The organism is Martelella alba (assembly GCF_006516955.1).
GTDB classification, from domain to species: domain Bacteria; phylum Pseudomonadota; class Alphaproteobacteria; order Rhizobiales; family Rhizobiaceae; genus Martelella; species Martelella alba.
Genome location: NZ_VHLG01000015.1, coordinates 58720 through 83753, shown reverse-complemented (window position 1 = coordinate 83753; position 25034 = coordinate 58720). Strand labels below are relative to the sequence as shown.

Below are 25034 nucleotides of genomic sequence, written 5' to 3'. Positions count from 1 at the left end.
GCGAGCCACTTTTTGCCTGATACTCTAGATGAGGCCGCGCCCCTTGAGCATGGCATCCGGTCCCGGCATGTGACCGCGGAAGGCGGTATAGGCCTCCTCTGCATCAACCGAACCGCCAACGGAAAGAATATTTTCCTTCAGTTTTTCCGCCATTTGCGGGTTGAAGGCGTTGCCTGTTTCCGCAAAAGCTTCGAACGCATCGGCATCCAGTACTTCCGACCACATGTAGGAATAGTAGCCGGCTGCATAGCCGTCTCCTGCGAAGATATGCAGGAAATGTGGAGCGGCATGGCGCATGACAATGGCGTCGGGCATGCCGATTTTGGCCAAGGTTTCCGCCTGAAGCGCCAGCGGGTCTTCCGGCGGATTTTCTGCCGTGTGCAGCGCCATGTCGACCAGAGCCGAAGCCGTGAATTCCACGGTCGCGAAGGCCTGGCCGAAGGTTGCCGCTTCAAGGATCTTGTCGAGCAGCGGCTTTGGCATGGTTTCACCGGTCTGGTAGTGTACGGCGAATTCGGACAGGACCTCAGGCACGGTCAGCCAATGTTCGTAAAGCTGTGAGGGCAGTTCGACGAAGTCACGCGACACGCCGGTGCCCGAAACGGAGGGATAGGTGACGTCCGACAGCATGCCATGCAATGCATGGCCGAATTCATGAAACAGCGTATGCGCATCGTCCAGCGAGAGCAGAGCGGGCTTGCCTTCGGCCGGCTTGGCGAAGTTGCAGACATTGTAGATGATCGGGATCTCGCCCTTGGCGCCATTTTTCAACGTCAGCCGATGCTGGCTCTGGAAAGAGCTCATCCAGGCACCTGACCGCTTCGACGGGCGGTTGAAATAGTCGCCGAGAAACAGCGCCTTTAATCTGTCATCGGCATCGCGGATTTCGAACACGCGGACGTCGGGGTGATAGCCCGCGACATTTTCGGCTGGCACGGCCTTGATACCGAACAGGCGTTCAGCCACCGCAAAACAGGCGGCAATCATGTTTTCCAGCTGCAGATAGGGCTTGACCTCGCTTTCGGAGAAGGAAAAGCGGCGGCCTTTCAGCTTTTCGGCATAATAGCGCCAGTCCCAGGCGGCGATGGCGTGATTTGCGCCTTCCTCAATCACCAGTTCTGACAATGCCGCTTCATCATGGGCGGCTGCGATAACGGCTTTCGACCAGACATCGCTGAGCAAGCCGTCAACATTTTCGGCTGTCTTGGCCATGGTGTTATCGAGTTTGAGGGCCGCAAAATTCTTGTAGCCGAGAAGCTTGGCCTTCTCGTCGCGCAATGCCAGCGTCTCGCGCATGACGGGGCGATTGTCGTGTTCGCCTTTTGAAAGGCCGCGGGCAATCCAGGCGGCAAAGGCCTTTTCGCGCAGATCGCGGCGGGCGGAAAAGGTGAGGAAGGGCTCGATGATCGAGCGGGAAAGCGTGACGGCATAGGCACCTTTGCGGCCGCGTTCGGCGGCGGCGCCTGCCATGGCGTCGATCAGGAATTCCGGCAGGCCGGCAAGATCTGCGTCCCCGTCCAGAAACATCGCCCAGCTGCTTTCATCGGCGAGCACATTCTGACCAAAGGCGGCGCCGAGTTCGGCAAGGCGGCCGTTGATGGTTGCCAGCCGCGACTGTTCATCGGCGCCCAGTCTGGCTCCGGAGCGGATGAAGCCCTTCCAGTGCCGCTCAAGAACACGGCTGGCTTCCTTTGTCAGCTCAAGCGTTTCGCGGGTCTGCCACAGCGTATCAACACGTTCGAACAGGGCCTTGTTGGCACCGATCTTCGAATAATGGTCGGACAATTTCGGTGCAATTTCACGCTCCAGTGCCTGAATTGCCGGATTGGTGTCGGCACTGGCGCGGTTGAAAAACAGCGCAGAGACACGCGACAGCTGGTCGCCGGCGATTTCCAGTGCCACAATCGTATTGTCAAAGCTCGGCGCGTCGCTGTTTTCGGCAATTGCGGCAATCTCGTGATCATGCGCCTCCATGGCAAGGGCAAAGGCTGGCGCATAGTCGCCATCATAAATGGCCTGAAAGCGCGGCAGGCCCTGAAATCCGTCCCACTCGAAGATGGCGCCGTTGGGTTTTGCTTGATCCGACATGGTATATTTCCTGTTTTTATGCTTTTTGCAGGCGAAATTACGAAAAAACATGCTGCCAGCACTGTGTTTGCCGCATGTCTGCCTTCTGTGCAAGGCAGGTTGCCTCCTGCGGCAAAAAACAATAAGTGAAGCTTATCTTTGATGATGGACAGAATATGGCGGCATCTTCCGACCCCAACCGGCTCGGTTTTCTTCTCGCAGATGTTGCCCGGCTTTTCCGGCAGGCCTTTGAACGGGCCATCGCCGAAGCGGGGCTTGATCTCACGCCGGGCGAGGCGCGTACCCTGGTCAGGATCTCGGTCATGTCGGGGGCGCGTCAAAATGTGATTGCGGAGCATCTCGGTATCGAGCCTATGACGCTCTGCCGCTATCTTGATCGTCTGGAGGTGGCGGGGCTCATCAGCCGCGTGGCCGATCCGGCGGATCGGCGTGCCAAGCTGATCAGTACGACAGACGAGGCAAATGCCGTGCTTGGTGCCATACGTTCGGTTTCCGACACACTGTTCGACCGGCTGCTGGAAGATTTCTCGCCGGATGAGCGGGACGGGCTGAAGGCGGGACTGGTTGCATTGCGCAACAAGTTCGCGGCGCTCTGAGCGCTTGTTCGTCATCAGGATGCTGAAGAAGGTCCGCCAGCCCGGCGGATCTGAAACCGGAACCTGACATGTCGACCAAATCCAGCGCTGCCGCGCAAGAGCCCATTTCCAGAACGCCAATGAGTGAGGCGCAGACAAGCCTGATCGGCGCACTTTTGACCATGCTCGGGCCGGTCTCGCTTGCGCTTTACACGCCAGCCATGCCGGCGCTGACCGAAGCCTTCGGCACAACCGATGCGGCGATCAAGATGTCGCTGTCGCTATTCTTCGGCGGCTTTGCCTTCGCGATGCTGATTTCGGGGCCGCTTTCCGATGCACTCGGCCGTCGCCGGGCGGTGATCATCTTCATGGCGATCTACCTGATCGGGGCGCTCGCCTGTGCGCTGGCACCATCGGTTGAATATCTGCTGATCGGCCGTCTGATCCAGGGCATTGGTGCTTCGGTCGGGCTGACTGTCGGCCGGGCGATCGTGCGCGACCAGTTCGTTGGTGAGACCGCAGCGCGGATCATGAACATGATCGGCATCATGCTGGCGGTCGGGCCGGCGATCGCGCCGACGATCGGCGGTCTGATCCTGCTTGTGTCCGGCTGGTACGCGATCTTCTTTGCCATGGTCGCCTTTGGCGCCGTGCTTCTGGCGCTGGTGCTGCTGCTGATGGTGGAAACCACGGTGCCAGACCCGAAGAAGGCGGAGCCTAAGGCGCTTGTCGATGCCTATCGCACCATCCTTGCCGACCAGCGCTTTCTTGCCTCATCCATGGTGATTGCCGCCTCCGTCGGCACGCTTTACGCGCTGTCGTCGATCCTGCCTTTCGTGCTGATCAAGGTGGCCGGGCTAACGCCGACCCAATATGGTATCGGCATGCTGATGCAGACCGGGCTCTATTTTTCCGGCTCGGTGGTCTTCCGTATCGTATTGCGCTGGTTTTCGTCCAAAAGCCTGGTTCTGGCCGGTCTCGTCTTTATCGGTTGTGGCGCAACGGCAATGGCGATCTCGACGGAAGTGCTGCCGATCTCCTATCTCTCTGTCATGCTGCCGGTCGGGCTTTTCGCCTTCGGCATCGCCTTCGTGCTGCCCTATATGACCAATGCGGCGCTTCTGCCCTTCCCGGACATCGCAGGTTCCGCTTCGGCGATGATGGGGTTCATGCAGATGGGCTCGGGCCTTTTGACCGGCGCGCTTGCCGCGGCACTCGGCTCGCCGGTTCTGGCGCTGAAGATCGTGGTGCCGGTGATGGGCGCGCTTGCCATTCTTTCCTATCTCTGGCTGATGTTTGCCGAGCGCCATGTGCCGGATGGTGTGGGGGGGGTGCCGCGAGGGGATGATGCAGAGGAGCCGTTCCGCTCTGCTGTCGAGGCTGCTGATTAGCGCGACTTCAGCGAACCAGGATGCGCTGTCGTGTGGCATGATGGCCGATACAGACTTTTCGGTTGACCGGCTGCCGTACCTTTCCATTATGTCAATTCAGGTTGTGATATCAAGCAGTATTTGAGGGGGGACTCCATGCTGAAAGATACATTCTCAATGATCAGGCAGAATGTCTGGGTGTTCACGACGATCTTTGTGGTCATTGTAGGCTTGCCGTTTGTTCTGGAACGTTCTTTCGGAAGTTCAAAAGGAATTGCTGTCGGCCTGGTCGTTGGTTACATCAGTGCGTTTAACATGTTCATGCAGGCGAGACTGGCAGGTGTTCCCTTGCGGTTGTTGCGCAGTCATGGAAAGCCATCAACGCTGTGGGGTTTCATGTTCCGGACGTTGCTGATTTTGGCGTTGGCCGGGGTTCCGGTCTTCGCGCTGACTATCTACTTTGTAACGAGTTTTGATCGCAGGATCGCGAATGTACTCATGGTTTTTGTAGCGTCACCACTGCTCTACATATCCCTGTCTGTTTTCCTTTCCCTGCTCGGCACATGGCTTCCGGCAACAATTGAGGGAAGGGCGTCGTTCAGCCAGGCTCTCGTCCGAGGGCAGCGGCATTTCTGGTTCGTGTTCTGGCGCTTTTCACTTGTCTGCGCGCTACCAGGCTTCATTCTGGATGTTGCGCCAATCTTTGCCTTCGTGCTGACCAACAGTGAGTATTCGCCATCAATCATAGCGCTGATCACCTTCAGGGCTGCATTCGAGATATTTGGCCTCATCTATATTTCCGTGGTGCTGGTCGATCTATACAGATCCTGCGAGGCTGAAGATGCGGCCAGTGAGGCCGAAGATGCAGCCGTCGCTCCGGCATAAGGCACTGACGCGATAACAAAAAGGCGGCCCGTCGGGCCGCCTTTCGTGATTTGGATGCGGACTGTGATCAGCCCTGCTGATTGCGCTTGGCGAGCGTACGCAGGCGCAGTGCGTTCAGCTTGATGAAGCCGGCAGCATCCTTCTGGTCATAGGCGCCATGGTCGTCCTCGAAGGTGACGAGGGCTTCCGAATAGAGCGACTTGTCGCTCTCGCGGCCGATGACGATGACATTGCCCTTGTAGAGCTTCAGCGTGACTTCGCCTTCAACATGTTCCTGGCTCTTGTCGATCAGGGCCTGCAGCATTTCGCGCTCGGGCGAGAACCAGAAGCCGTAATAGATGAGCTCTGCATATTTCGGCATCAGCTCGTCCTTCAGGTGCGCTGCACCCCGGTCAAGCGTGATGCTTTCAATCGCACGGTGGGCGGAAAGCAGGATGGTGCCGCCGGGCGTTTCATAAACGCCGCGCGACTTCATGCCGACAAAGCGGTTTTCGACGAGGTCGAGACGGCCGATACCATTGTCGCGGCCATAATCGTTGAGCTTGGCCAGCAGCGTTGCCGGGCTCATTTTCTCGCCATTGATGGAAACGGCGTCGCCCTTCTTGAAACCGATCTTGATGATGGTCGGCTGGTCGGGGGCGGCTTCCGGCGAGATGGTGCGCATATGCACATATTCCGGTGCTTCGACCGCCGGATCTTCCAGCACGCGGCCTTCGGAAGAGGAATGCAGCAGGTTGGCGTCAACCGAGAAGGGCGCTTCGCCGCGCTTGTTCTTGGCAATCTGGATCTGGTGCTTTTCGGCAAATTCCAGAAGCTCTGTGCGGCTCTTGAAGGTCCAGTCGCGCCACGGGGCGATGATCTTGATGTCGGGGTTCAGCGCATAGGCCGACATTTCGAAACGGACCTGGTCGTTGCCCTTGCCGGTGGCGCCATGGGCAATCGCGTCGGCGCCGGTTTCGCGGGCGATCTCGATCAGCTTCTTGGAAATCAGCGGCCGGGCAATCGAGGTGCCGAGCAGGTAGACGCCTTCATAAACGGCATTGGCGCGGAACATCGGAAAGACGAAGTCGCGGACGAATTCTTCGCGCACATCCTCGATATAGATTTCCTTCACACCGGCATTTTCTGCCTTCTTGCGTGCGGGTTCCAGCTCCTCACCCTGGCCGAGATCGGCGGTGAAGGTAACGACTTCAGCGCCGAGTTCGGTCTGGAGCCATTTCAGGATGATCGAGGTGTCGAGGCCGCCCGAATAGGCGAGCACGACCTTCTTGATGTTATTGTGCGAGGCCATGTGTGTTTCAGTCCATCTGGTCAAAGGCTTCGAGAAGCCGTTTTCAAGCATTTGTTGCCGTTTTAGCGCCTTTGTCGCCACGTGCAAGGAAAACAACGTGTGAGAAGCACTTCTCCTTACGCCTATCGGCTTAAGGGGCTTGCAACCGGGGCTGGCCGCAGTCACATTTATATGAGCAGGGATAGAAACGGGAGGAAGACATGGCGCAATCGCATCCGGCCATCAAGGCCGGCAATACCGCAGTCGTAACCGGTGGCGCGTCGGGCATTGGCCTTGCTGCAGCCCTTCGTTTTGCCGCAGGCGGCATGAATGTCGTCATTGCCGACCTGAAGAGTGAAAAGCTTGTCCGCGCGGCCGAGACGGTTCTGGCTGTTGCCGAGCCCAATGGCGGCGGTGTGCTTGCCCAGGCCACCGATGTGTCGGATCTGTCCTCGCTTGAGGAACTGGAGCGCGCGGCCTCGCAGGCCTTTGGCAATGTGCATGTGCTGATGAACAATGCAGCGATCCAGCCCGGCAGTTCCATTTTCGGTAGCCAGATGGCCTGGAGCCGCGTCATCGATATCAATCTGATGGGCGTGATCAACGGCACACGGATATTCGGACCTGAGATGATTGATCATGGTGAGGATGCGGTGATCATCAATACCGGTTCGAAACAGGGCATCACCACACCGCCGGGCGATCCTGCCTATAATGTTGCCAAGGCCGGCGTGAAGGCCTTCACCGAAGCACTGCATTACGACCTGCGCAACCGAGATGGCTGCAAGGTCGATACGCGGCTTTTCATTCCGGGTTTTGTCTTCACGCCGCTGACGGCAGGCAGCCGGACCGAAAAGCCCGAAGGCGCCTGGACCCCGGAACAGACGGTGGCCTTTCTCCTCGAAAAGCTCGGCACGGATGATTTCTACATTCTCTGCCCCGATGGCGAGGTTGATCGCGCAACGGATGAAAAGCGCATCCTCTGGGCTGCGGGCGATATTGTTGAAAACCGTCCGCCGTTGTCGCGTTGGCATCCGACTTACTATGAGCGGTTCAAGAAATTTCTTGTCGGCGAGCCGGAAGATGTCGACGGCTGAACGGATGCAAATGGCGGTTTTCGAACCGCCATTCTGGCTGCTGGCAAAGCCATTCAGGTTGTCCGTTTGGGGTGGAATAGCCGCCCCTCCGTCGTCATCCCCGTGCTTGTCACGGGGATCCAGGCTCTTCAGGGCATTGGATAAACGATTCCTCGCCGCGCAGACGCGCGGTGGCTGGATGCCTGTGACAAGCACAGGCATGACGCTAGAGATGGGGACTAGGTTTGTTAGCAATCAGAATGGCGGCCGAAAGGCCGCCATTCTACTACCGGCAGGCTCAGCCTTCTTCGCGATGCACCTGGAAGGGGGCCCAGGACTGGCTGACCGGCATCAGTTCCAGTGCGTTGATGTTGACATGTGCCGGCTGGGTGGCGACCCAGAAGATGGTTTCAGCGATATCTTCCGGCGTCAGCGGCTTTGCCCCGCGATAGAGATTGTCGGAGGCTTCCTGGCTGCCATGGGTGCGCACCAGTGTGAATTCGCTTTCGGCCATGCCGGGCTCGATTGAGGTAACGCGCACGCCTGTGCCATGCAGATCGGAGCGCAGGCCAAGCGAGAACTGCTTCACGAAGGCCTTGGTGCCGCCATAGACATTGCCGCCCGGATAGGGGTATTTCGCCGCAATCGAGGACAGGTTGATAATGACGCCCTTCTCGGCGATCAGGCCCGGCAGCATGTGATGGGTGATGGTGACGAGGCCGCGGATATTGGTGTCGATCATCCGGTTCCAGTCTTCAAGGCTGGTCTTCGGCGCCGGTGCCGTGCCGAGCGCCAGCCCTGCATTATTGACCAGCACATCGATAGCCCTGAAATCTTCCGGCAGTGACGCGAGTGCTGCGGCTATCGCCTTTTCATCCGCGATATCAAAGGCAAGTCCGAGGAAATTATCGCCAAGTTCCGTCTTCAGCGCCTCCAGCCGTTCGGCGCGGCGCCCCGTTCCGATGACCTTCCAGCCGGCTTCAGCAAATTTTCTGGCCGCGGCCAGTCCGAACCCGGCCGTCGCTCCCGTGATCAGAACCGTCTTTGCCATATTCCACCTCTTTTCAGATTTTTCTCAGTCGTGAATTTTGATTTTGTCCCGGTCTAGAGGAAATTGCGTCCCACTGCAAAAGCGTTTTGCTGCAATGCAGCGTGCTGGCGCCAAAAACATTCCGGCTTCCGGCCGGAATGCTGGCGGAAAGGTGAGCGCTTTGCCGCGGTCTCAGGCTTTAACAATCCCGTCGCCTGTCAGTTCCATGGAGGCGAGAGTCTGGTCGAGATGGCTTGCTCTCAGGTCAAGCAGTTTTTCGGCATAGATAAGCCGGATCTCGTGGAAGGCCGGGTCATCGGCAAGGTTGTCCAGCTCCATCGGATCGGCTTCAAGGTCGAAGAGCAGCGGCGGCAGGCCGGGGAAGTGGACATATTTGAACCGGTCATCACGCACCACGGCGAGATTGCAGCGCTGATAGGGCAGGTCGAAATGGTTCTCTGCCTTCTCCTTGGCAATGCCGCGAAAATCATATTCGAAAAAGGCCGCATCACGCCAGCCGGGTGCCGTCTTGCCCTTGATGAAGGGCATCAGCGAAGCTCCGTCGGGGTGGGTCCGGGGCTCCACCTGCAGCCGCTGGGCCAGGGTTGGAAAGATATCGGCGGCGGAGGTGAAGGCCTTGACCTTGCGGCCATAGGCCTTCGGGCTCTTCGGATCGCGGATGATCAGCGGAATATGGTAGCTACCGTCAAAAAAGCCACCCTTGCCGAGCAACCAGTGATCGCCCATCAGCTCGCCGTGATCGGAAGTGACGATGATGATGGTGTTGTTCCACTGGCCGGCCTTGCGGATGGCGGCGAGCATACGGCCGATCTGGGCATCGACTTCGGCAATCATGCCATAATAAAGGGCCCGGATCTGGTCGAAGGCGGACGCATCCCATTCCTCGATCTTGCCCTTGGCACCGGGAATGAAACTCTTTTTCTTCTTTGTCCCCTGATCTTCGACCAGCCAGCGGACGAAGGGGTGAAGCTTTGCTTCTTCCTCGCGGCTTGTGGCGCGGGCAGCGGCGATATTCTGCTCGGGTGAGAACATGGTGTTGTAGGGTTCAGGCACCACATAGGGCGGATGCGGGCGCAGGAAGGAGACATGGGCGAACCAGCTTGCCTCCTGTTCGGAATGCCAGCGCAGGAATTCGTCGGTCAGAAAGGCCGTCTGGGTTTCGTCCTTGCCGTAGCGCGGCGGTGCATTGGAAACGCCGTCGCCGTGTTTTCCGGTTGCGGTGTGATAGGAACGGTCGAGAGCGTCCTCATGACCGCGCAGGCGTAGCCAGGAGAGCCATTGCTTCTCATGCTCGGGCAAAAGCTGGCGCACGGTAAAGCCCGGCAGAACGCCCTCATAGCTGGTCAGCTGCTGATCGCGCTCGGACAGGGACCGCGGATCGGGCGAGGTGTCGGTATAGCCGAAAAGTGTCGGATCATAGCCGGCGCGCCGTGCCATCTGCGCCAGATTGTCAAACCGGGCATCAAGCGGCGTTCCATTGCGGCAAACGCGGTGGTTCATCTGGTAGAGGCCGGTATAGAGCGTGGCGCGCGCTGGCGAACAGGGCGCTGTCCCGGCATAATGTTTGAGGAAGGTCACGCCTTCATCGGCCAGCGCGTCGATATGCGGCGTTCTGATCGTCGGGTGGCCGGCAACACCGAGGCAGTCGCCGCGCCACTGGTCGGCCGTGATCAGCAGAATGTTCGGCTTAATCGCTTTGCTCACGTTCTGGCATCCTTGGGGAGAGGAGGATTGGACAAGACCATAACACCCCCTGATGGCAAATCTTTCAATGACGAATGCGATGCCGGGATTGAAAAAATGTCCGGAATGGCCAGCTTGATTTTATGAGGAACGGGAGATCACACGATGAATGATGAACGCTTCGAACAGCTGGAGGCCCGGGTCGCCGCCCAGCACGAGACAGTGGTGGCCATGCTGGCAGCAATGTTTGAGGACAAGACGCTCAGCGCCGCTTTCGGTCGCGCGATCGGCGGGCTGTTGAATGTGCGCGAACAGGATGAGGATCCGGGTCTGTCGCCCGATGGCGCCTTTGCCCACGAGACCCGCGTTGCCGCCGCGCTGAAGGATATCATCCGCTCGGCCGAAGCGCGGTGTAGGATGCAAGAATAGCAAAAGGCCGGGAACCTGTTGTCGCCCTGGCTCGTTCATCGTGCAAGCAACGAAGAACAATCAAGCCGAGCCAGCCGGGCAATGGCTGATCAGCCGCCAGCCGGAAGGTCGGCGGTGTGGGGCGGCGTGATGTTTGGCTGGTCGAAAAGATCGGCGACCTTGCGGAAGGCTGAAGCGATCTCGGCGCGCTCTTCCGCAGAGAAACGGGTGAAGTCCGTCGCAAACTGCGCTCCGAAAAGATTGGGTGCGGTCGTCAGTGTTTCACGACCCGCTTCCGTCAGGACAGCGCGGACGATGCGGCGATCCTCGCGCGAGCGGTGCCGCTCGATCAGGCCCTTGGCCTCCAGCTTGTCAAGGATCGTAACCGTGGTGGCCGGGCTCAGATCCGCATGGCGCGAGATCGCCATTGTGGTCAGCGCGCCCTGATCCCGCACGGCTTCCAGCACGGCGATCTGCGGTATGGTCAGGCCGGTTTCGCGGCTGATGCGCTTGGAGCGCGTGTCCATGGCATGGGCAATCCGCCGCAGAGATTTCATCACCGAGCGGGCGCTTTCAGAGGCTCTTTGATTGTCTTCGGTCAGGGGCGTTTCAGTCATGACGATATTATTACAACAGAGATAATTTGAACTCAAATGATTTTTGATGTAATGGATTTCGCGAAACCTTTCGGGCGCTCGCCCGTTCTGATTGCGTAACAACAATGGAGACGACGAACCGATCATGTGTGGAATTGCCGGAGAATTGAGATTTGATGGAAGCCTTGCCGATGCGGAAGCTGTGGCGCGGATCACCGCAGCCCTTGCCCCGCGCGGCCCGGATGGAAGCGGTGTGGTCGCCCAGGGGCGCTATGCCTTCGGACACCGGCGGCTGAAGATCATCGATCTCTCTGAAAAGGCGGCCCAGCCCATGGTCGACCCCGAGCTGGGGCTGACGGTCGTCTTCAATGGCTGCATCTACAACTATCCAGAGCTGCGGGCCGAGCTTGAGGCCAAGGGCTATCGCTTCTTCTCCACCGGCGATACGGAAGTCATCATGAAGGCCTATCACGCCTGGGGCCGCGACTGCGTGTCGCGCTTCCACGGCATGTTCGCCTTCGTCATTGCCGAGCGTGACAGCGGCAAGGTCATCATGGCGCGCGACCGTTTCGGCATCAAACCGCTTTATTATGCTGAAGAGGGCAAGCGCCTGCGCTTTGCCTCGACGCTTCCCGCCCTTCTGGCGGGTGGCGGCATCGACAGGAATATCGATCCGGTCGCGCTGCATCATTACATGTCGTTTCATGCCGTGGTGCCGCCGCCGCATACGATCCTGAAGGGCGTGAAAAAGCTGCCGCCGGCAACGACGCGGGTCTTTGCCGCCGATGGTTCTTACGAAGACGAGCGTTACTGGAACCCACCGCATCAGCGTGATCCGGCAACGGCCTCGCTGTCGCGGGAAGAATGGCGTGACCGGGTGCTTGAAGCGCTGCGCCTCGCCGTCAAGCGCCGCATGGTGGCCGATGTGCCGGTCGGCGTGCTGCTGTCGGGGGGCGTGGATTCATCGATCATCACCGGCCTGCTGGCCGAAGAAGGCCAGAAGGATCTGATGACCTTCTCGATCGGCTTTGAAGAGGCCAATGGCGAAAAGGGCGATGAATTCACCTATTCCGACCTGATCGCCAGGCATTTCGATACCGATCACCACAAGATCTTCGTGCCGTCTTCCGATCTGATGAGCGCTTTGCCGGATACGATCCATGCCATGTCGGAGCCGATGGTGTCCTATGACAATATCGGCTTCTTCCTGCTGTCGCGCGAAGTGTCGAAACATATCAAGGTGGTGCAGTCCGGCCAGGGCGCTGACGAAATCTTTGCCGGCTATCACTGGTATCCGCCGCTTGAAAATTCCGGTGATGTCGTCGGCGACTATGCAAAGGGCTTCTTTGACCGTGATCGCGCCAAGCTTGCGCGGCATCTGTCGCCCGACTGGCTGGCGGAAACCGATGTCAGCCGCGAATTCGTTGCGGCCCATCTGATGGCCGATGGTGCGGACGGGCCGGTTGACCGGGCGCTCAGGCTCGACAGCCAGGTGATGCTGGTCGACGATCCGGTCAAGCGCGTCGACAACATGACCATGGCCTGGGGGCTGGAAGCGCGTGTGCCCTTCCTCGATCATGAACTGGCCGAACTGGCGGCAACCATTCCGGCCGAATTCAAGCTCAATGATGGCGGCAAGGGTGTGCTGAAGGATGCCGCCCGTCTGGTCGTGCCGCATGAGGTGATCGACCGGAAGAAGGGCTATTTCCCGGTTCCGCAGCTGAAATATATCTCTGGCGAATATCTCGACATGGTGCGCGATGCACTGACGAGCCAGGTCTCTTCCGAGCGCGGCCTGTTCAACAAATCCTATCTTGATGATCTGTTCCTGGATCCGATCGGCCATATCACGCCGCTCAGGGGCTCGGAACTCTGGCAGGTGGCACTGCTGGAAATGTGGTTGCAGTCTCACGACATCTGAGGGAGGCCGGAATGGTCAGTGACAAGCGCGGCAAGGATGCAGGCGAAGGCCGGGAGCATCGTGGCAGCGATGCCTATTCGCACCGGCTGAAGCGCCTCAGAACGCAGGGGATGAAGCCGCCGATCGGCCCGGATGAAGGCGCAATGCAGCCGGACCGGTCGATTGACTGCGGCTGGGGCCGGGTGGTGTTCGGCCAGACCTTTTCCGATACCCGGCTGCTGATCGAGACCCTGCGTGCCGAAGGGTCGGACCGGCGCGATATCGCCATCTATGTCCGTGATCCACATGTGGTGCTGGCGACGGCGCCGCAGGAAATCTTTCTCGATCCCTCACATACCTACAGGCTTGATCTTTCGACCTATCGGGCCGCATCGAAACCGACGCAGGGCTTTTTTATCCGTCGCCTGACGTCGGAAATCGATGCGCAGGCGATCAACCGCATCTATGCCGCGCGCGGCATGGTGCAGGTTCGCCCGGACTTCTTCTGGCGCCAGCGTGATGCACGCTCGCTGGTCTATTTCGTCGCCGAAGATGAGCATACGGGCGAGGTCCTAGGCACCGTCACCGGTATCGATCATGTCCGCGTGTTCAATGATCCGGAAAAAGGCGCCTCGCTCTGGTGTCTGGCGTCAGATCCGCAGGCGCGCCATCGCGGTATCGGCGAGGCATTGGTGCGCCGGCTTGCCGAGCACTTCATCGCGCGCGGCGCTGCCTATCTCGATCTGTCGGTGCTGCATGACAACGATCCGGCGATCGGGCTTTACGAGAAGCTCGGCTTTCGCCGGGTACCGTTCTTCACCATCAAGCGCAAGAACCAGATCAATGAGAAGCTGTTTACCGGGCCCGAGGCAGAAGACTATGAGGCCCTCAACCCCTATGCCCGGCTGATTGTCACCGAGGCGCGCCGCCGCGGCATTTCGGTCGAGATTACCGATGCTGCCGGTGGCTTTTTCCGCCTGTCGCAGGGCGGGCGCAGTGTTCACTGCCGTGAAAGCCTGTCAGAGCTCACCTCGGCAACGGCCATGTCGATCTGCGACGACAAGTCGGTGACCCGCCGTTTTGTCGAACAGGCTGGCGTTGCCGTTCCGCGCCAGATGACGGCCGATGCCGGTACCGAGGCGATTTCGGGCTTTCTGGAGGATGCCGGTGCTCTGGTGGTCAAGCCAGCGCGCGGCGAGCAGGGGCGCGGGATTTCCGTTGGCGTGACGACGCTTGAAGAGGTTGGCGCTGCCGTTGAGAAGGCCAAGGCCTATTGCGACACCGTGCTGATCGAGGAGATGGTCGAGGGCGAGGATCTGCGTCTGATCGTCATCAATTTCCGTCTTGTGGCGGCTGCAATCCGCCGTCCGGCCCATGTGGTCGGCGATGGCCGCTCCACCGTCGAGCAGCTTATTGCTGCGCAAAGTGCCAGACGGGCGGCGGCGACAGGTGGCGAATCGAATATCCCGCTCGATGCCGAGACGGAGCGCACGGTGCGCGCGGCCGGATATACCTTTGCCGATGTGCCGCGGGAGGGGGAAGATATCCGCGTCCGGCGGACGGCCAATCTGCATACCGGCGGCACCATCCATGATGTGACGGACATTGTGCATCCGCGTCTTGTGGATGCAGCGGTCAAAGCGGCCCGCGCGATCGATATTCCCGTTGTCGGCATTGATCTCATGGTCAAATCACCGCAAAATGCCGACTATGCTTTCATTGAAGCCAATGAGCGGCCCGGCCTTGCCAATCATGAACCGCAGCCAACGGCGGAACGTTTCGTCGATCTTCTGTTTCCGCTATCCATGCCGGCGGCTGCCCGGGCCTCTCATCGCGAGATCCAGAAACAAGAGTAAGACATGCCGAGACTGACCATCGATGCCGATTATCTGGCCGATATGCTGAAGGCGCTGCTTTCGATCCCTTCTCCCACCGGCTATACCGATCCCGTCGTGCGTTTCGTCTCGGGTGAACTCGAAAAACTCGGACTGTCGGTTGAATTGACGCGGCGCGGCGCAATCCGCGCCGTCAGGCGCGGCGTGGAGCCGCGGGGTGCCCGCGCCATCGTCTCCCATGTCGATACGCTGGGTGCTCAGGTCAAATATCTGAAGGACAATGGCCGGCTTTCGCTGGTGCCGATCGGTACATGGTCGGCGCGGTTTGCCGAGGGCGCGCGGGCGACCATCTTCACCGAAAAAGGCAGTTATCGCGGCACGATCCTGCCGCTCAAGGCTTCGGGACATACCTATAATGACGAGGTCGACACGCTGCCGATTGGCTGGGATTATGTCGAGCTCAGGGTGGATGCGCTCACCCGCGACATGGATGATTTTGACCGGCTGGGTATCGAGATCGGCGATATTGTTGCGATCGATCCGCAGCCGGAATTCCTTGATAACGGCTTCATCGTCTCCCGTCATCTCGACAACAAGGCCGGTGTGGCATTGATGCTTGCCGCACTGAAGGCGATGCAGGATGACGGCGTCGAAACGCCCGTCGACAGCCACTGGCTGTTCACCATTGCCGAGGAGGTCGGCGTCGGCGCCTCATCCATTGTTGCCGATGATGTGGCCTCGCTGGTTTCTGTTGACAATGGCACCACGGCGCCGGGCCAGAATTCGTCCGAATTCGGCGTCACCATCGCCATGGCGGACCAGACCGGGCCGTTTGACTTTCACCTGACAAAGAAGCTCGTCGATCTCTGCAAGGGGCACGATATCCGCTACCAGAAGGATGTGTTTCGCTATTACCGCTCGGACAGCGCCAGTGCGGTGGAAGCCGGTGCGGATGTGCGTACGGCACTGATCACCTTCGGTGTTGATGCATCCCATGGCTATGAGCGCATTCACATGCATGCGCTGCGTTCGCTTGCCGAGTTGATCACCGTCTATCTGACCTCCGAGGTCGAAATCAAACGCGATTTCCTCAACAAGGGGCCCGTTACCGGCTTTACCCGCCAGCCGACCGGGGCGGCCAATCAGGATCTGTCCCGCGATGTCGAGGATGAGCGCCTTGATGCGCCGGATGCACCGCATCACCCAGGCCATGCCTGACGTCAGAGCGCGCCTCGGTTTAGTGTAAAGGCTGCTGACAAAGTTCGCCACATCTCGTTGACGTCATGCCTGTGCTTGTCACAGGCATCCAGCCGACGCGCGTCCGCGCGGCGAAAGACTCATCTTATTCAATGCCTTATAAATTTGGATCCCCGTGACAAGCACGGGGATGACGATGGAGGGGGCATTCCGCCTCAAACATGCAATCTGAATGGCTTTGTCTGCCGTCTGCCCGCCCCCGTCCGGCGCTCTGCCTATTCGAAGACGATCTGCGGGAAATAGAAGGACACGACCCAGTTGGGCGCGTCGACGATCTCGGAAATATGCAGGTCGCCGCAGACCGAGCAGAGCATATAGGCATCCTCTGGATTCATGTTCCGCGTGGCTGCCAGGTGATCGATCATCGCCGAGACTGCATCGCGCGCGGCCTGCATCAGATCAGGGCCGATGCCCGTCGTCACCGCGTAACCCTTGCCGTCAAGATGGCGGGAGACGGGACCGGGGGTGACGAAATAGGGTGTCCGGGGGGCTGCGTTCTTGATGAGCTCGACCGTGATTGAAACATCCATGGCACTTTCAATTGCCGTTCCGCAGACCTCGCCATCGCCCTGGGCGGCATGGGTGTCGCCAAGCGAAAGCAGTGCGCCGTCCACCTCGACCGGCAGGTAGAGCGTCGTTCCGGCAGCGATATCCTTGATGTCGAGATTGCCGCCGACGCGCCGCGGCGGGATTACCGAATGGAGGCCGGGCGCGGCCGGTGCCACACCGATCGTGCCGATAAAGGGGCGCAGCGGCACACGGGCGATATCGGAGAAGACAGCCGGTGTTGCCGCATCGCGTTCATAGTTCCAAAGCTTCAGTCTTGGTGCGGCAAACTGATCGGAAAGCAGGCCGAAGCCCGGAATGATCGCCGTCCAGCCAAAGCCGGAGGGGGAGAACGCGTTGATCGTGACCTTGAGTGCGTCGCCCGGCGCCGCACCCTCGACAAAGACCGGACCGGTCAGCGGATTGGCCTCGTCCGGGTTTTCACTCAGCACATCGGCATCGGTGCTTCCGGCGTGGAAATGGCCGTTGCCGGCATCACGGCAGCAAAAGGTCATGGTCTCGCCGGACGTGACATGAAAGGCCGGGTCCAATGCGTTGTTCCAGCCGCAATGGCAGTGTTTGCTGTGGATGGTGTGGCCCTTAAGCTTCGCCATGGCTCTCTCCCTTAACCGCCTGCGCCCGTCTCGCTGTCTTCAAGCAACAGCCTTTCACGGGTCTGCATATAACGCTCCGCCTCGATCATATGGCCGGTCATGATGTCGCGGGCTTTCAGCGGGTCGCGTTCGGCGATCGCCCGGATCAGCTCGATCTGGTATAAGATGCCGGTCTCCCGCAGGCCCGGATTGGGTTTTTGATAGATGGCCCGGCATTGCGGCAGATCGCGCAACAGGTTCAAAAGCAGGGCACAGGTAAAGCCGAGCACCGGATTGGAGGCATTGCGGGCCAGCTCGGCATGGAAATCGAGTTCGGCGAGACGCTGAAGATATTCCTCCTCGCCGCTTTCGGGCCGCTTCTCATAGATCCGGATCGTTTCCTTGAGCGTCACAAGGGCCTCATCCGGCAGATGCGTGGCAGCATCAGCGGCAAGTTCGGGTTCCAGCTGCTTGCGCAGGGCGTAGATGTCGGTGATGGTCGGCGGGCGCTGCAAGAACAGGTTGGTCGCGGTCTGGATCGCGTCGGATGGCGTCATGGCGCGCACGAAAATGCCGCCGCCAGGGCCGGTCTTGGAAGCGATCAATCCCTGAAATTCGAGGATCTTCAACGCCTCGCGCAACGTGCCGCGCGATACTTTCAGTGCCTCCGGTGCCAGCCATTCGGCCGGCATGCGGTCACCGGGTTTCAGCCCGGCATCAAGCAGGCGTTCACGCAGGAGGTCGGCCGTCATGTCAGGCCGCTTGCGTTTTTTCTCCGCAAGCGGTGTGGCGAAACTCTGCCGTCGCTCTGGTGTCGGCTTGCTCATGAAGTCCTTTCCATCAATGGATGGTGACATGCGGTCTGATGCGCGGCGTCTCGTCCGTCCTTGGCCTCGACCGGCGGCACGGTCGTTGCGCAGATCTCAGTTGCCTCAGAGCAGCGTGCGGCAAAGGCACAGCCCCTTGGCGGATTGTACGGGTCCGGCAGTTCCGCATCACGATCGCCGCCGGAGACAGCGGTTTTGCCCGGAGCCGGTGCCGAATTCAAGAGCAGACGTGTATAGGGATGCAAGGTTCTGCCAAAGACCGCCTCGCGCCCGCCGAGTTCGACGATCCGGCCGAAATACATCACTGCCACCCGGTCGGAGATCGTCTCCACCACCGACAGATCATGACTGATGAAAATATAGGTCAGGCCGAAGCGGGCTTTCAGATCATCGAGTATGTTGAGCACCTGCGCCTGCACGGAAACATCAAGCGCTGAAACCGGCTCATCCAGCACGATGACCTCTGGATTGGCGGCAAGCGCGCGGGCAATGCCGATGCGCTGGGCCTGCCCGCCGGAAAACTCATGCGGGTAGCGGTCGAGGAATTCGGGCGCCAGATTGACGGCGTCCATCAGCGTTTCCAGCCGCTTTGCCCGCTCCGCCCTGGACAGACCGAGCAGGTGGATCAGCGGGGCTTCAAGCACATCGCGGATCTTCTTGCGCGGATTGAGCGAAGAGACAGGGTCCTGAAACACATATTGCACCCGGCGGGCCAGCGCCTTCGGGTTTTTCTTCGCCTCTTCTGCCAGATCAAGGCCCTGAAAGGTGAGCGTGCCGCCCGTTGGGCGGTCCAGGCCGGTCAGCATGCGGGCAAGGGTGGACTTGCCGCAGCCCGATTCGCCGACAATGCCAAGCGTTTCGCCTTTTCTGACGTCAATGGTGACATCCTGCACGGCGTGGACGGCAGGCAATTTCCGGCCGAACAGGGTTTTCCCGCCGCCGAAGACGCGTTCGGCCCGTTCGATTGAAATCAGCATCTCGTCAGTCATCGGCTTTCTCCCGGTTTAAGGGATGAAGACAGCGCACGCCGCGCTCGGCGCCGAGTGCCTCAAGCGCGATATCGCCTCTACGGCAATCGTCCTGCACGAAGGGACAGCGATCGGCAAAGGCGCAGCCATCGGGAAGCGCATTGACGACCGGCGGGCGCCCTTCAATAGCGTCGAGCCGGCGCTCGGGCTCGCCCAGAACCGGCACGCATTCGATCAGCTTGGCGGTATAGGGGTGGGCAGGCTTCGCAAGCAGTTCCGCCGTTGTCCCGGTTTCGACAATCCGTCCGGCATACATGACGGCAACCCGGTCACAGATGGCGGAGACGACGCCGAAATCATGGGTAATGAACAGGATCGCTGTCTGACGCTCGCGCCGCAGCGTATCGAGCAGTTCCAGGATCTGCGCCTGCACGGTCACGTCCAGCGCTGTCGTCGGCTCATCGGCGATGATGACCTTTGCATCATTGGCGAGCGCCATGGCGATGGAAACGCGCTGGCGCATGCCGCCGGAAAGCTCATGCGGAAAGGCCTTCAGCCGTTCGGCCGGATTGGGGATGCGCACCTGTTCAAGAAGGCGCATCGCCTTGTCCCGTGCTTTCGCCTTTGAAAGCGGCGCATGGGCCCGGATCGCCTCGATCAGCTGGTCACCAACGGGAAACAGCGGATGCAGCGTGGAAAGCGGGTCCTGAAACACATGGCTGACGGCCGCGCCGCGCAATTGGCGGATCCGCTCGTTGGAAACGGCAAACAGATCCTCGCCATCGAGGAAGGCTACACCACCGGCAATGCGGCCGGGCGGCGTTGGCACCAGTCCCATCAGTGACATGGCGGTCACCGATTTGCCGGAGCCGGATTCACCGACAAGGCCGAGACACTCGCCTTCGCGCAGATGAAGATCGACACCGCCGACGGCGTGATAGACATCGCCACCGACATGAAACTGGGTCTTCAGCCCCTGAACATCGAGCACGCTGTCTTCGCGCGGCGTCGCCTCGGGCGTCGCGCCGCGTCTGACGGCGGTGCGGGCGCCGGGACGGGCCAGTGCTCCGGATTTCAGCCGCGGATCGAGCACATCACGAATACCGTCGCCCAAAAGGTTGATGCTCATCACCAGCACGAAAATCATGATGCCGGGTACCATCGAGACATGGGCATTGGTGAACAGCACCTTGCGGCCATCGCCCAGCATCGAACCGAGGTCTGCCTGGGGCGGCTGGGCGCCGAGGCCGAGGAAGGACAGCCCCGCCGTCTCGAGGATCATCCAGCCGATCGTGGTCGACATGGTGATGACAATCACCGGCATCACATTGGGCAGCACCTCACCGAACAGGATGGCCGTATGCGATTTGCCGGAAAGCCGTGCCGCCTCGACAAATTCGCGCCGCGAAAGCCCCAGCGTCATGCCGCGTATGTTGCGGGCGAAAAACGGGATATTGACAACGGCGATCGCATAAAGCGCATTCAGCAGGCCGGGGCCAAGCACGGCGACGATCGCCAGTGCCAGCAGGATATAGGGAAAGGCCATGACCATATCGATGCCGCGCATCAGGATATTGTCGGTGCGCCCACCGGCATAGCCTGCGACAAGGCCGATCAATGAGCCGAAAAAGGCGGCAATCAGTGTCGCCGAGATGCCAACCGCAAGGCTGACCCGGGTACCCCAGATCAGCCGCGAAAGCAGATCACGGCCCAGCGCATCGGTACCAAGCAGGTGGCCTTGCGTGAAGATGGGCGCAAGCCTTTTTGCCGGATCGGTGATATTGGGCGGGGCAAGCGGCAGGATCGGTGCCGCCAGTGCCACAAGCGCGATCACGACGAAAATCACCAGGCCTGCCGTTGCCAGCGTGTTGTTCAGCAGCAGCGCGAACGTGCTGGGTCGCCCCTTTTTCGCAGCCGGCTTGTCGATGGTTGTGGTGGAAACTGTATCACTCATCAGCGCAGCCTCGGGTCAAGCATGGTCTGGATGACATCGGCGAGAAGGTTCACCAGCACATAGGCTGCGGCGACAACCAGCACGCCGCCCTGCACCAAAAGCAGGTCGCGCGTGGAAATGGCGGTCACCAGCATCGAGCCGATGCCCGGCCACTGGAACACGGTTTCGATATAGACGGCGCCGCCGAGCACGAAGCCGGCCTGAATGCCGAGAACGGGAATGACGGAGACGAGGGCGGCCTTGAAGGCATGCACCATGATCACCCGCCGCTCCTTCAGCCCCTTGGCACGGGCGGTGCGGATATAGTCCTGCCTCAGCACTTCCAGCATTGCGGTGCGTGTCAGCCGCGCGATCACGCCGGTTGCCACGACGGCAAGGGTGATGGCGGGCAGCGCCAGATGGTGGAGAAGGTCAAGCGGACCGCCGCCGCCATAGATCGCCTCCATGCCGCTTGCCGGAAACCAGTGCAGCTTGACGGCAAAGCCCAGGATCAAGAGCAGGCCAAGCCAGAAGGAGGGAATGGAAATGCCGATCAGCACCAGAAAGGTGACAGCCTTGTCGGTGAAGCCATATTGGCGCACGGCTGAAATGATGCCGGCCAGAAGCCCGAAGATGGAACAGAGCACCAGCGCCGTACCGGCAAGAATCAGCGTATTGCCGAAACGTTCGGAGATGATGTCGATGACGGGCCGGTTCTGGGTATAGGAACGGCCGAAATCGCCATGCATCAGATTGCCGAGCCAGATGAAATATTGGCTCACCAGCGGCTTGTCGAGACCGAGCGCCTTGTTGATCCGCGCGACATTGTCCGGCGTTGCATAGGAGCCGAGAATGGCTGTCGCCGGATCGCCGGGGATCATCGCCATGATGGCAAAGACAATGATGGTGAGGCCGAATAAAACGGGAATGAGCGTCAGCAGGCGCTTCAGAATATAGCGAGCCATGGCAGGTCCCTTTGAATGAAAAAGGCCCCGAAGACGGACTCCGGGGCCTTTCGGATCTGGCGGATCAGTTCGGCTTGGAAACCTTCTGCAGCTCCAGAAGGAAGGAGGGCTGCAGCTTGAAGTCTTCAACCGAAGCCTTGGTCACCGCATTCTGCTTCCAGTTCGCAACGAAGAGCCAAGGTGCGTCGTCGTGAACAATGTCCTGCATCTTGACATAGAGCGCGGCGCGCTTGTCCTGATCGGTGGCGGTGCGGGCTTCTTCCAGCAGCTTGTCGACCTCCGGGTTGGAGTAGTAGCCGGAGTTGAAACCGCCCTTGTCGGGGAAGGCTTCGGTCCTGAGCGTCAGGAAGGGCAGCGTGTCAGGGTCATTGGTCATCCAGGCCATTTCGGCCATGTCCGCCTTGCCCTCCAGGCCGGGATTGACCTTGCCGAGGAAGGTGTTCCACTCATAGGTCTCGATCTTGACCGGCATGCCGACCGCTTCGAGATCAGCCTGGATCTGGGTGGCCATGGCCTGCGGTTCCAGCATGCCAGAACCGCCCTCGGTGACGTAGAAGGTCAGTTCCTTACCGTCATAGCCGGCTTCCTTCAGCAGTTCCTTGGCCTTTTCCGGATCATAGGGATAGGGGTCGAGATTCTTGTCATAGGCCCAGCCGAAGGCCGGTGCGATCGGGCCGGCGGCGACACTTGCTGTCCCCTGCAGGATATTGTCGGCGATGGCCTGCTTGTTGACCGCGTAATTGACGGCCTGACGGATCTTCTTGTCGGCGAAAACGCCATCCTTCATGTTGAGGATCAGGAACCAGACATGCGGGCCGGACTGCTCGTAGACGGTGTAATTGGCATCGCTCGCGAATTGCTGGACACTGTCCGGCGGCACCTCGACCATCACGTCGAGCCCGCCCGACATCATCTCGGCAACGCGGGTATTGGCATCGGTGATCGGGCGGAAGACAACGGCCTGAAGCGGCGGTGCGCCATCCCAGTAATCATCATTGCGCGAAACAACGACCTTGGCGTTTGGATCCCATTCCTCAAACTTGAAGGCGCCGGTGCCGGAGGGGTGGCGTCCGTAATCCTTGCCATATTGCTTCACCGCTTCCGGCGAGACGATCAGGCCGGTCGGATAGGCAAGATTCGACAGGAAGGGCGCATAGGGTTCCGACAGCGTGAACTTGACCGTCAGATCATCAACGACATCGATGCTTTTGACCGATGAGAAATTGAAGGACAGCGGAAAGGGGCCGGTGTCGTGATAGGGGCTGTTCTCATCCAGCATGCGGTCGAAGTTGAACTTCACCGCCTCGGCATTGAAGGGCGATCCATCGTGGAATGTCACACCGTCGCGCAGGTGGAAGGTGTAGACGGTGCCGTCATCGGAGATATCCCAGCCTGTGGCAAGCGAGGGTTCCACTTCCAGCGTGCCATCCTTGTAGCGCACCAGACCGTCATAGATATTCGTGAGGATGCGGAAATCGTTGACCGCTGTATCAACGGCGGGGTCGAGTGATTTCGGCTCGGCAATCTGGCCGACAACCAGAACATTGGGCGGCGTCTGGGCCATGGCCGGCACAGCAAACATGAGTGACGCAGCGGCAAGGGCCGCAGCGATGAGGCGCTTCATGTCAGTTCTCCTCTGTTGGATTTTTCATAATTAATCATGAAAATTTCGTCATGTTCAAGATAATTATTATAATAAATTTATGAGAGTATGGTTCCATCCATATAAAAGAACGCTGCAATGGACGGTCAGGGAGTGAATGCGACATGCCAGATGAACCAAGAATCAACCTGCGACGGCTTCAGGAATTATTATCTGAAATCAATACGTTCGGGTTCTCCCCGGAAACCGGCGGCTTCAATCGAATCGGCTTCTGTGATGCCGATATGGCGGTTCGCGATCGCTTTGCCGCGATCATGGAGGCGGACGGCCTTGCTGTCTCGCGCGATGCTGCCAATTCGCTTTTCGGCCGGTTTGGTGCCGCCGAAGGTCCTTCAGTCATGGCCGGCTCTCATCTGGATACGGTTGTTGATGGCGGTGCCTTTGATGGTGCGCTCGGCGTCGCCGTTGCGCTGGAATGTGTGCGGGCGATGAAAGATGCCGGCTTTTCCCCGCGCGTGCCGATCGAGGTCGTGGCGACCTCGGAAGAGGAGGGACGTTTCGGCGGAATGCTCGGCTCCCAGACCATCGCCGGTCGCCTGACGGCGGAATGGCTGGAACATGCGGCCGATGCCGATGGTCTTTTGCTGAGCGATGCCATGCGCGCTCAGGGGCTCGATGCAGGCGCCTTGATGGGGGCGGCGCGCAGGCGCGGCGATGTGAAGGCGTTTCTGGAACTGCATATCGAGCAGGGGCCGGTGCTGGAACAGGAAAAGCTGCCGATTGGTCTGCCGACGGGGGCGACGGGGATCCTCAGCCTGTCTGTACGTCTGACGGGTACGGCCAATCACTCGGGAACCACGCCAATGGACATGCGCGCCGATGCGTTCGCCGGTCTTGCAGAGATTGCGACGCAGATCCCGGCGATGATCGAGCGGTCACGCTCGGATATTGCCCGGATCACCATTGGAAAGGTGGAGCTGTGGCCAAATCATACGCATACGATTCCGGGGGAAGCGCTGTTTTCCGTTATTATCCGTGACCGGTCGGAAGACGTCATGCGCGGTTTGCAGACGCTGTTTGCGCATGTGACGGCGGCTGTGGCCGGGGCGCATGGCCTAACCTATCAGATTGAAGAGCGGAGTTTTATTCCGCCCGTCTCCTTCGACCGCAAGCTTGTCGGTCTGCTGACAGAAGAGGCTGCACGGCTGAAACTGCCGGCCAAATCGATGATTTCCGGTGCCGGCCATGACGCGCAGACGATGATGGCGCTTTGCCCCTCGGCCATGATTTTCGTGCCGAGCCGCAACGGCATTTCCCATGCACCGGAGGAACATTCCGAATGGGCCGATATCGAAAAGGGCGCCGAGCTGATGCTGTCGGCGCTGATGCGGCTTTCATCGGTGGCCTGATGGATGCGGTTACGGGAAAAGGCTGATCAGGCTGATACAGGCTGTCGCCACCGTCAGCGTGGCGGCAAGAATGGCGGCGGCAAGCACGGCAAGATCGCCGAGCCTGCCGGAATCCATAACGTCGTCTGCAAGGTCGGAGTGGTCACGCATTACTTTTTTTCCGATAATCTTAACTGTCCACAGTTTCGTTCAGACA

Annotated in this window: 21 protein-coding genes; 9 read left to right on the top strand and 12 right to left on the bottom strand. The window is 59.7% G+C overall.

Annotation, left to right across the window (positions count from 1 at the left end; translation table 11 throughout):
• Positions 1–24: 24 nt before the first annotated feature.
• On the bottom strand, positions 25–2088 hold the full coding sequence (locus tag FJU08_RS19210) for a M3 family metallopeptidase (protein WP_141150667.1): 2064 nt from the start codon (positions 2086–2088) through the stop codon (positions 25–27).
• Positions 2089–2213: 125 nt separating this feature from the next.
• Here FJU08_RS19210 and FJU08_RS19205 point away from each other — a divergent pair, with 125 nt between their 5' ends.
• From FJU08_RS19205 to FJU08_RS19195, 3 genes are all read left to right on the top strand, one after another.
• Positions 2214–2684, top strand: coding sequence for a MarR family winged helix-turn-helix transcriptional regulator (locus FJU08_RS19205; RefSeq protein WP_141150666.1), 471 nt, complete (start codon positions 2214–2216; stop codon positions 2682–2684).
• 68 nt (positions 2685–2752) lie between these two features.
• The gene (locus FJU08_RS19200) at positions 2753–4054 is read left to right on the top strand and encodes a multidrug effflux MFS transporter (RefSeq protein ID WP_235890835.1); all 1302 of its coding nucleotides are present in this window, start codon (positions 2753–2755) and stop codon (positions 4052–4054) included.
• A gap of 135 nt (positions 4055–4189) precedes the next feature.
• Complete coding sequence (locus FJU08_RS19195; RefSeq protein ID WP_141150665.1) at positions 4190–4918, top strand: hypothetical protein; 729 nt, start codon at positions 4190–4192, stop codon at positions 4916–4918.
• Between the two features lie 67 nt (positions 4919–4985).
• Here the strand turns inward: FJU08_RS19195 and FJU08_RS19190 are convergent, their stop codons facing one another.
• Positions 4986–6209, bottom strand: a complete 1224-nt coding sequence (locus tag FJU08_RS19190; protein ID WP_141150664.1) for an argininosuccinate synthase — start codon at positions 6207–6209, stop codon at positions 4986–4988.
• 200 nt (positions 6210–6409) lie between these two features.
• Here FJU08_RS19190 and FJU08_RS19185 point away from each other — a divergent pair, with 200 nt between their 5' ends.
• Positions 6410–7285, top strand: a complete 876-nt coding sequence (locus tag FJU08_RS19185; RefSeq protein WP_141150663.1) for an SDR family NAD(P)-dependent oxidoreductase — start codon at positions 6410–6412, stop codon at positions 7283–7285.
• A gap of 277 nt (positions 7286–7562) precedes the next feature.
• Here the strand turns inward: FJU08_RS19185 and FJU08_RS19180 are convergent, their stop codons facing one another.
• Positions 7563–8315: an SDR family oxidoreductase gene (locus FJU08_RS19180; protein ID WP_141150662.1), complete on the bottom strand. Its 753-nt coding sequence runs from the start codon at positions 8313–8315 to the stop codon at positions 7563–7565.
• A 171-nt stretch (positions 8316–8486) separates the two neighbouring features.
• Entirely contained in the window at positions 8487–10019 is a 1533-nt protein-coding gene (locus FJU08_RS19175) for an alkaline phosphatase family protein (RefSeq protein WP_141150661.1), read from the bottom strand.
• A gap of 144 nt (positions 10020–10163) precedes the next feature.
• Here FJU08_RS19175 and FJU08_RS19170 point away from each other — a divergent pair, with 144 nt between their 5' ends.
• Positions 10164–10427, top strand: coding sequence for a hypothetical protein (locus FJU08_RS19170; protein WP_141150660.1), 264 nt, complete (start codon positions 10164–10166; stop codon positions 10425–10427).
• Positions 10428–10516: 89 nt separating this feature from the next.
• On the opposite strand, the gene FJU08_RS19165 is transcribed toward FJU08_RS19170, so the two are convergent.
• Positions 10517–11023 (bottom strand): MarR family winged helix-turn-helix transcriptional regulator, encoded by a 507-nt coding sequence (locus FJU08_RS19165; protein ID WP_141150659.1) that lies wholly within the window; start codon positions 11021–11023, stop codon positions 10517–10519.
• A 124-nt stretch (positions 11024–11147) separates the two neighbouring features.
• Between FJU08_RS19165 and FJU08_RS19160 the strand changes: the two genes are divergently transcribed.
• Genes FJU08_RS19160 through FJU08_RS19150 form a run of 3 tightly spaced genes read left to right on the top strand, consistent with a single transcriptional unit; the run spans position 11148 to position 15955 of the window.
• Positions 11148–12923, top strand: a complete 1776-nt coding sequence (locus FJU08_RS19160) for an N-acetylglutaminylglutamine amidotransferase (protein ID WP_141150658.1) — start codon at positions 11148–11150, stop codon at positions 12921–12923.
• A gap of 11 nt (positions 12924–12934) precedes the next feature.
• Entirely contained in the window at positions 12935–14758 is a 1824-nt protein-coding gene (ngg, locus tag FJU08_RS19155) for an N-acetylglutaminylglutamine synthetase (protein WP_141150657.1), read from the top strand.
• A 3-nt stretch (positions 14759–14761) separates the two neighbouring features.
• A complete protein-coding gene (locus FJU08_RS19150; RefSeq protein WP_141150656.1) occupies positions 14762–15955 on the top strand; it encodes an osmoprotectant NAGGN system M42 family peptidase in 1194 nt (397 codons plus the stop codon).
• A 254-nt stretch (positions 15956–16209) separates the two neighbouring features.
• On the opposite strand, the gene FJU08_RS19145 is transcribed toward FJU08_RS19150, so the two are convergent.
• The 6 genes from FJU08_RS19145 to FJU08_RS19120 all read right to left on the bottom strand — a co-directional run bounded on the left by FJU08_RS19145 (position 16210) and on the right by FJU08_RS19120 (position 23450).
• Positions 16210–17154 (bottom strand): acetamidase/formamidase family protein, encoded by a 945-nt coding sequence (locus FJU08_RS19145; RefSeq protein ID WP_141150655.1) that lies wholly within the window; start codon positions 17152–17154, stop codon positions 16210–16212.
• Between the two features lie 11 nt (positions 17155–17165).
• Entirely contained in the window at positions 17166–17960 is a 795-nt protein-coding gene (locus tag FJU08_RS19140; protein ID WP_141150654.1) for a FadR/GntR family transcriptional regulator, read from the bottom strand.
• A complete protein-coding gene (locus tag FJU08_RS19135; RefSeq protein ID WP_141150653.1) occupies positions 17957–18949 on the bottom strand; it encodes an ABC transporter ATP-binding protein in 993 nt (330 codons plus the stop codon). Before FJU08_RS19135 ends, FJU08_RS19140 begins: the two co-directional genes overlap by 4 nt.
• Positions 18942–20882, bottom strand: a complete 1941-nt coding sequence (locus FJU08_RS19130) for a dipeptide/oligopeptide/nickel ABC transporter permease/ATP-binding protein (protein ID WP_141150652.1) — start codon at positions 20880–20882, stop codon at positions 18942–18944. The genes FJU08_RS19135 and FJU08_RS19130 overlap by 8 nt, the downstream gene beginning before the upstream one ends.
• Positions 20882–21826, bottom strand: a complete 945-nt coding sequence (locus FJU08_RS19125) for an ABC transporter permease (RefSeq protein ID WP_141150651.1) — start codon at positions 21824–21826, stop codon at positions 20882–20884. Before FJU08_RS19125 ends, FJU08_RS19130 begins: the two co-directional genes overlap by 1 nt.
• Before the next feature lie 64 nt (positions 21827–21890).
• Positions 21891–23450 (bottom strand): ABC transporter substrate-binding protein, encoded by a 1560-nt coding sequence (locus FJU08_RS19120; RefSeq protein ID WP_141150650.1) that lies wholly within the window; start codon positions 23448–23450, stop codon positions 21891–21893.
• A 143-nt stretch (positions 23451–23593) separates the two neighbouring features.
• Between FJU08_RS19120 and FJU08_RS19115 the strand changes: the two genes are divergently transcribed.
• Positions 23594–24838: a Zn-dependent hydrolase gene (locus tag FJU08_RS19115; RefSeq protein ID WP_141150649.1), complete on the top strand. Its 1245-nt coding sequence runs from the start codon at positions 23594–23596 to the stop codon at positions 24836–24838.
• Between the two features lie 9 nt (positions 24839–24847).
• Here FJU08_RS19115 and FJU08_RS22850 read toward each other — a convergent pair whose 3' ends face one another.
• Positions 24848–24988, bottom strand: a complete 141-nt coding sequence (locus FJU08_RS22850; protein WP_181409930.1) for a hypothetical protein — start codon at positions 24986–24988, stop codon at positions 24848–24850.
• Positions 24989–25034 lie beyond the last annotated feature (46 nt).

Coding starts and splice junctions, on each gene's coding strand:
- FJU08_RS19210 (WP_141150667.1), bottom strand. CDS start 2,088: ATGTCGGATCAAGCAAAACCCAACGGCGCCATCTTCGAGTGGGACGGA.
- FJU08_RS19200 (WP_235890835.1), top strand. CDS start 2,753: ATGTCGACCAAATCCAGCGCTGCCGCGCAAGAGCCCATTTCCAGAACG.
- FJU08_RS19195 (WP_141150665.1), top strand. CDS start 4,190: ATGCTGAAAGATACATTCTCAATGATCAGGCAGAATGTCTGGGTGTTC.
- FJU08_RS19190 (WP_141150664.1), bottom strand. CDS start 6,209: ATGGCCTCGCACAATAACATCAAGAAGGTCGTGCTCGCCTATTCGGGC.
- FJU08_RS19185 (WP_141150663.1), top strand. CDS start 6,410: ATGGCGCAATCGCATCCGGCCATCAAGGCCGGCAATACCGCAGTCGTA.
- FJU08_RS19180 (WP_141150662.1), bottom strand. CDS start 8,315: ATGGCAAAGACGGTTCTGATCACGGGAGCGACGGCCGGGTTCGGACTG.
- FJU08_RS19170 (WP_141150660.1), top strand. CDS start 10,164: ATGAATGATGAACGCTTCGAACAGCTGGAGGCCCGGGTCGCCGCCCAG.
- FJU08_RS19165 (WP_141150659.1), bottom strand. CDS start 11,023: ATGACTGAAACGCCCCTGACCGAAGACAATCAAAGAGCCTCTGAAAGC.
- FJU08_RS19160 (WP_141150658.1), top strand. CDS start 11,148: ATGTGTGGAATTGCCGGAGAATTGAGATTTGATGGAAGCCTTGCCGAT.
- ngg (WP_141150657.1), top strand. CDS start 12,935: ATGGTCAGTGACAAGCGCGGCAAGGATGCAGGCGAAGGCCGGGAGCAT.
- FJU08_RS19150 (WP_141150656.1), top strand. CDS start 14,762: ATGCCGAGACTGACCATCGATGCCGATTATCTGGCCGATATGCTGAAG.
- FJU08_RS19145 (WP_141150655.1), bottom strand. CDS start 17,154: ATGGCGAAGCTTAAGGGCCACACCATCCACAGCAAACACTGCCATTGC.
- FJU08_RS19140 (WP_141150654.1), bottom strand. CDS start 17,960: ATGAGCAAGCCGACACCAGAGCGACGGCAGAGTTTCGCCACACCGCTT.
- FJU08_RS19135 (WP_141150653.1), bottom strand. CDS start 18,949: ATGACTGACGAGATGCTGATTTCAATCGAACGGGCCGAACGCGTCTTC.
- FJU08_RS19130 (WP_141150652.1), bottom strand. CDS start 20,882: ATGAGTGATACAGTTTCCACCACAACCATCGACAAGCCGGCTGCGAAA.
- FJU08_RS19125 (WP_141150651.1), bottom strand. CDS start 21,826: ATGGCTCGCTATATTCTGAAGCGCCTGCTGACGCTCATTCCCGTTTTA.
- FJU08_RS19120 (WP_141150650.1), bottom strand. CDS start 23,450: ATGAAGCGCCTCATCGCTGCGGCCCTTGCCGCTGCGTCACTCATGTTT.
- FJU08_RS19115 (WP_141150649.1), top strand. CDS start 23,594: ATGCCAGATGAACCAAGAATCAACCTGCGACGGCTTCAGGAATTATTA.
- FJU08_RS22850 (WP_181409930.1), bottom strand. CDS start 24,988: ATGCGTGACCACTCCGACCTTGCAGACGACGTTATGGATTCCGGCAGG.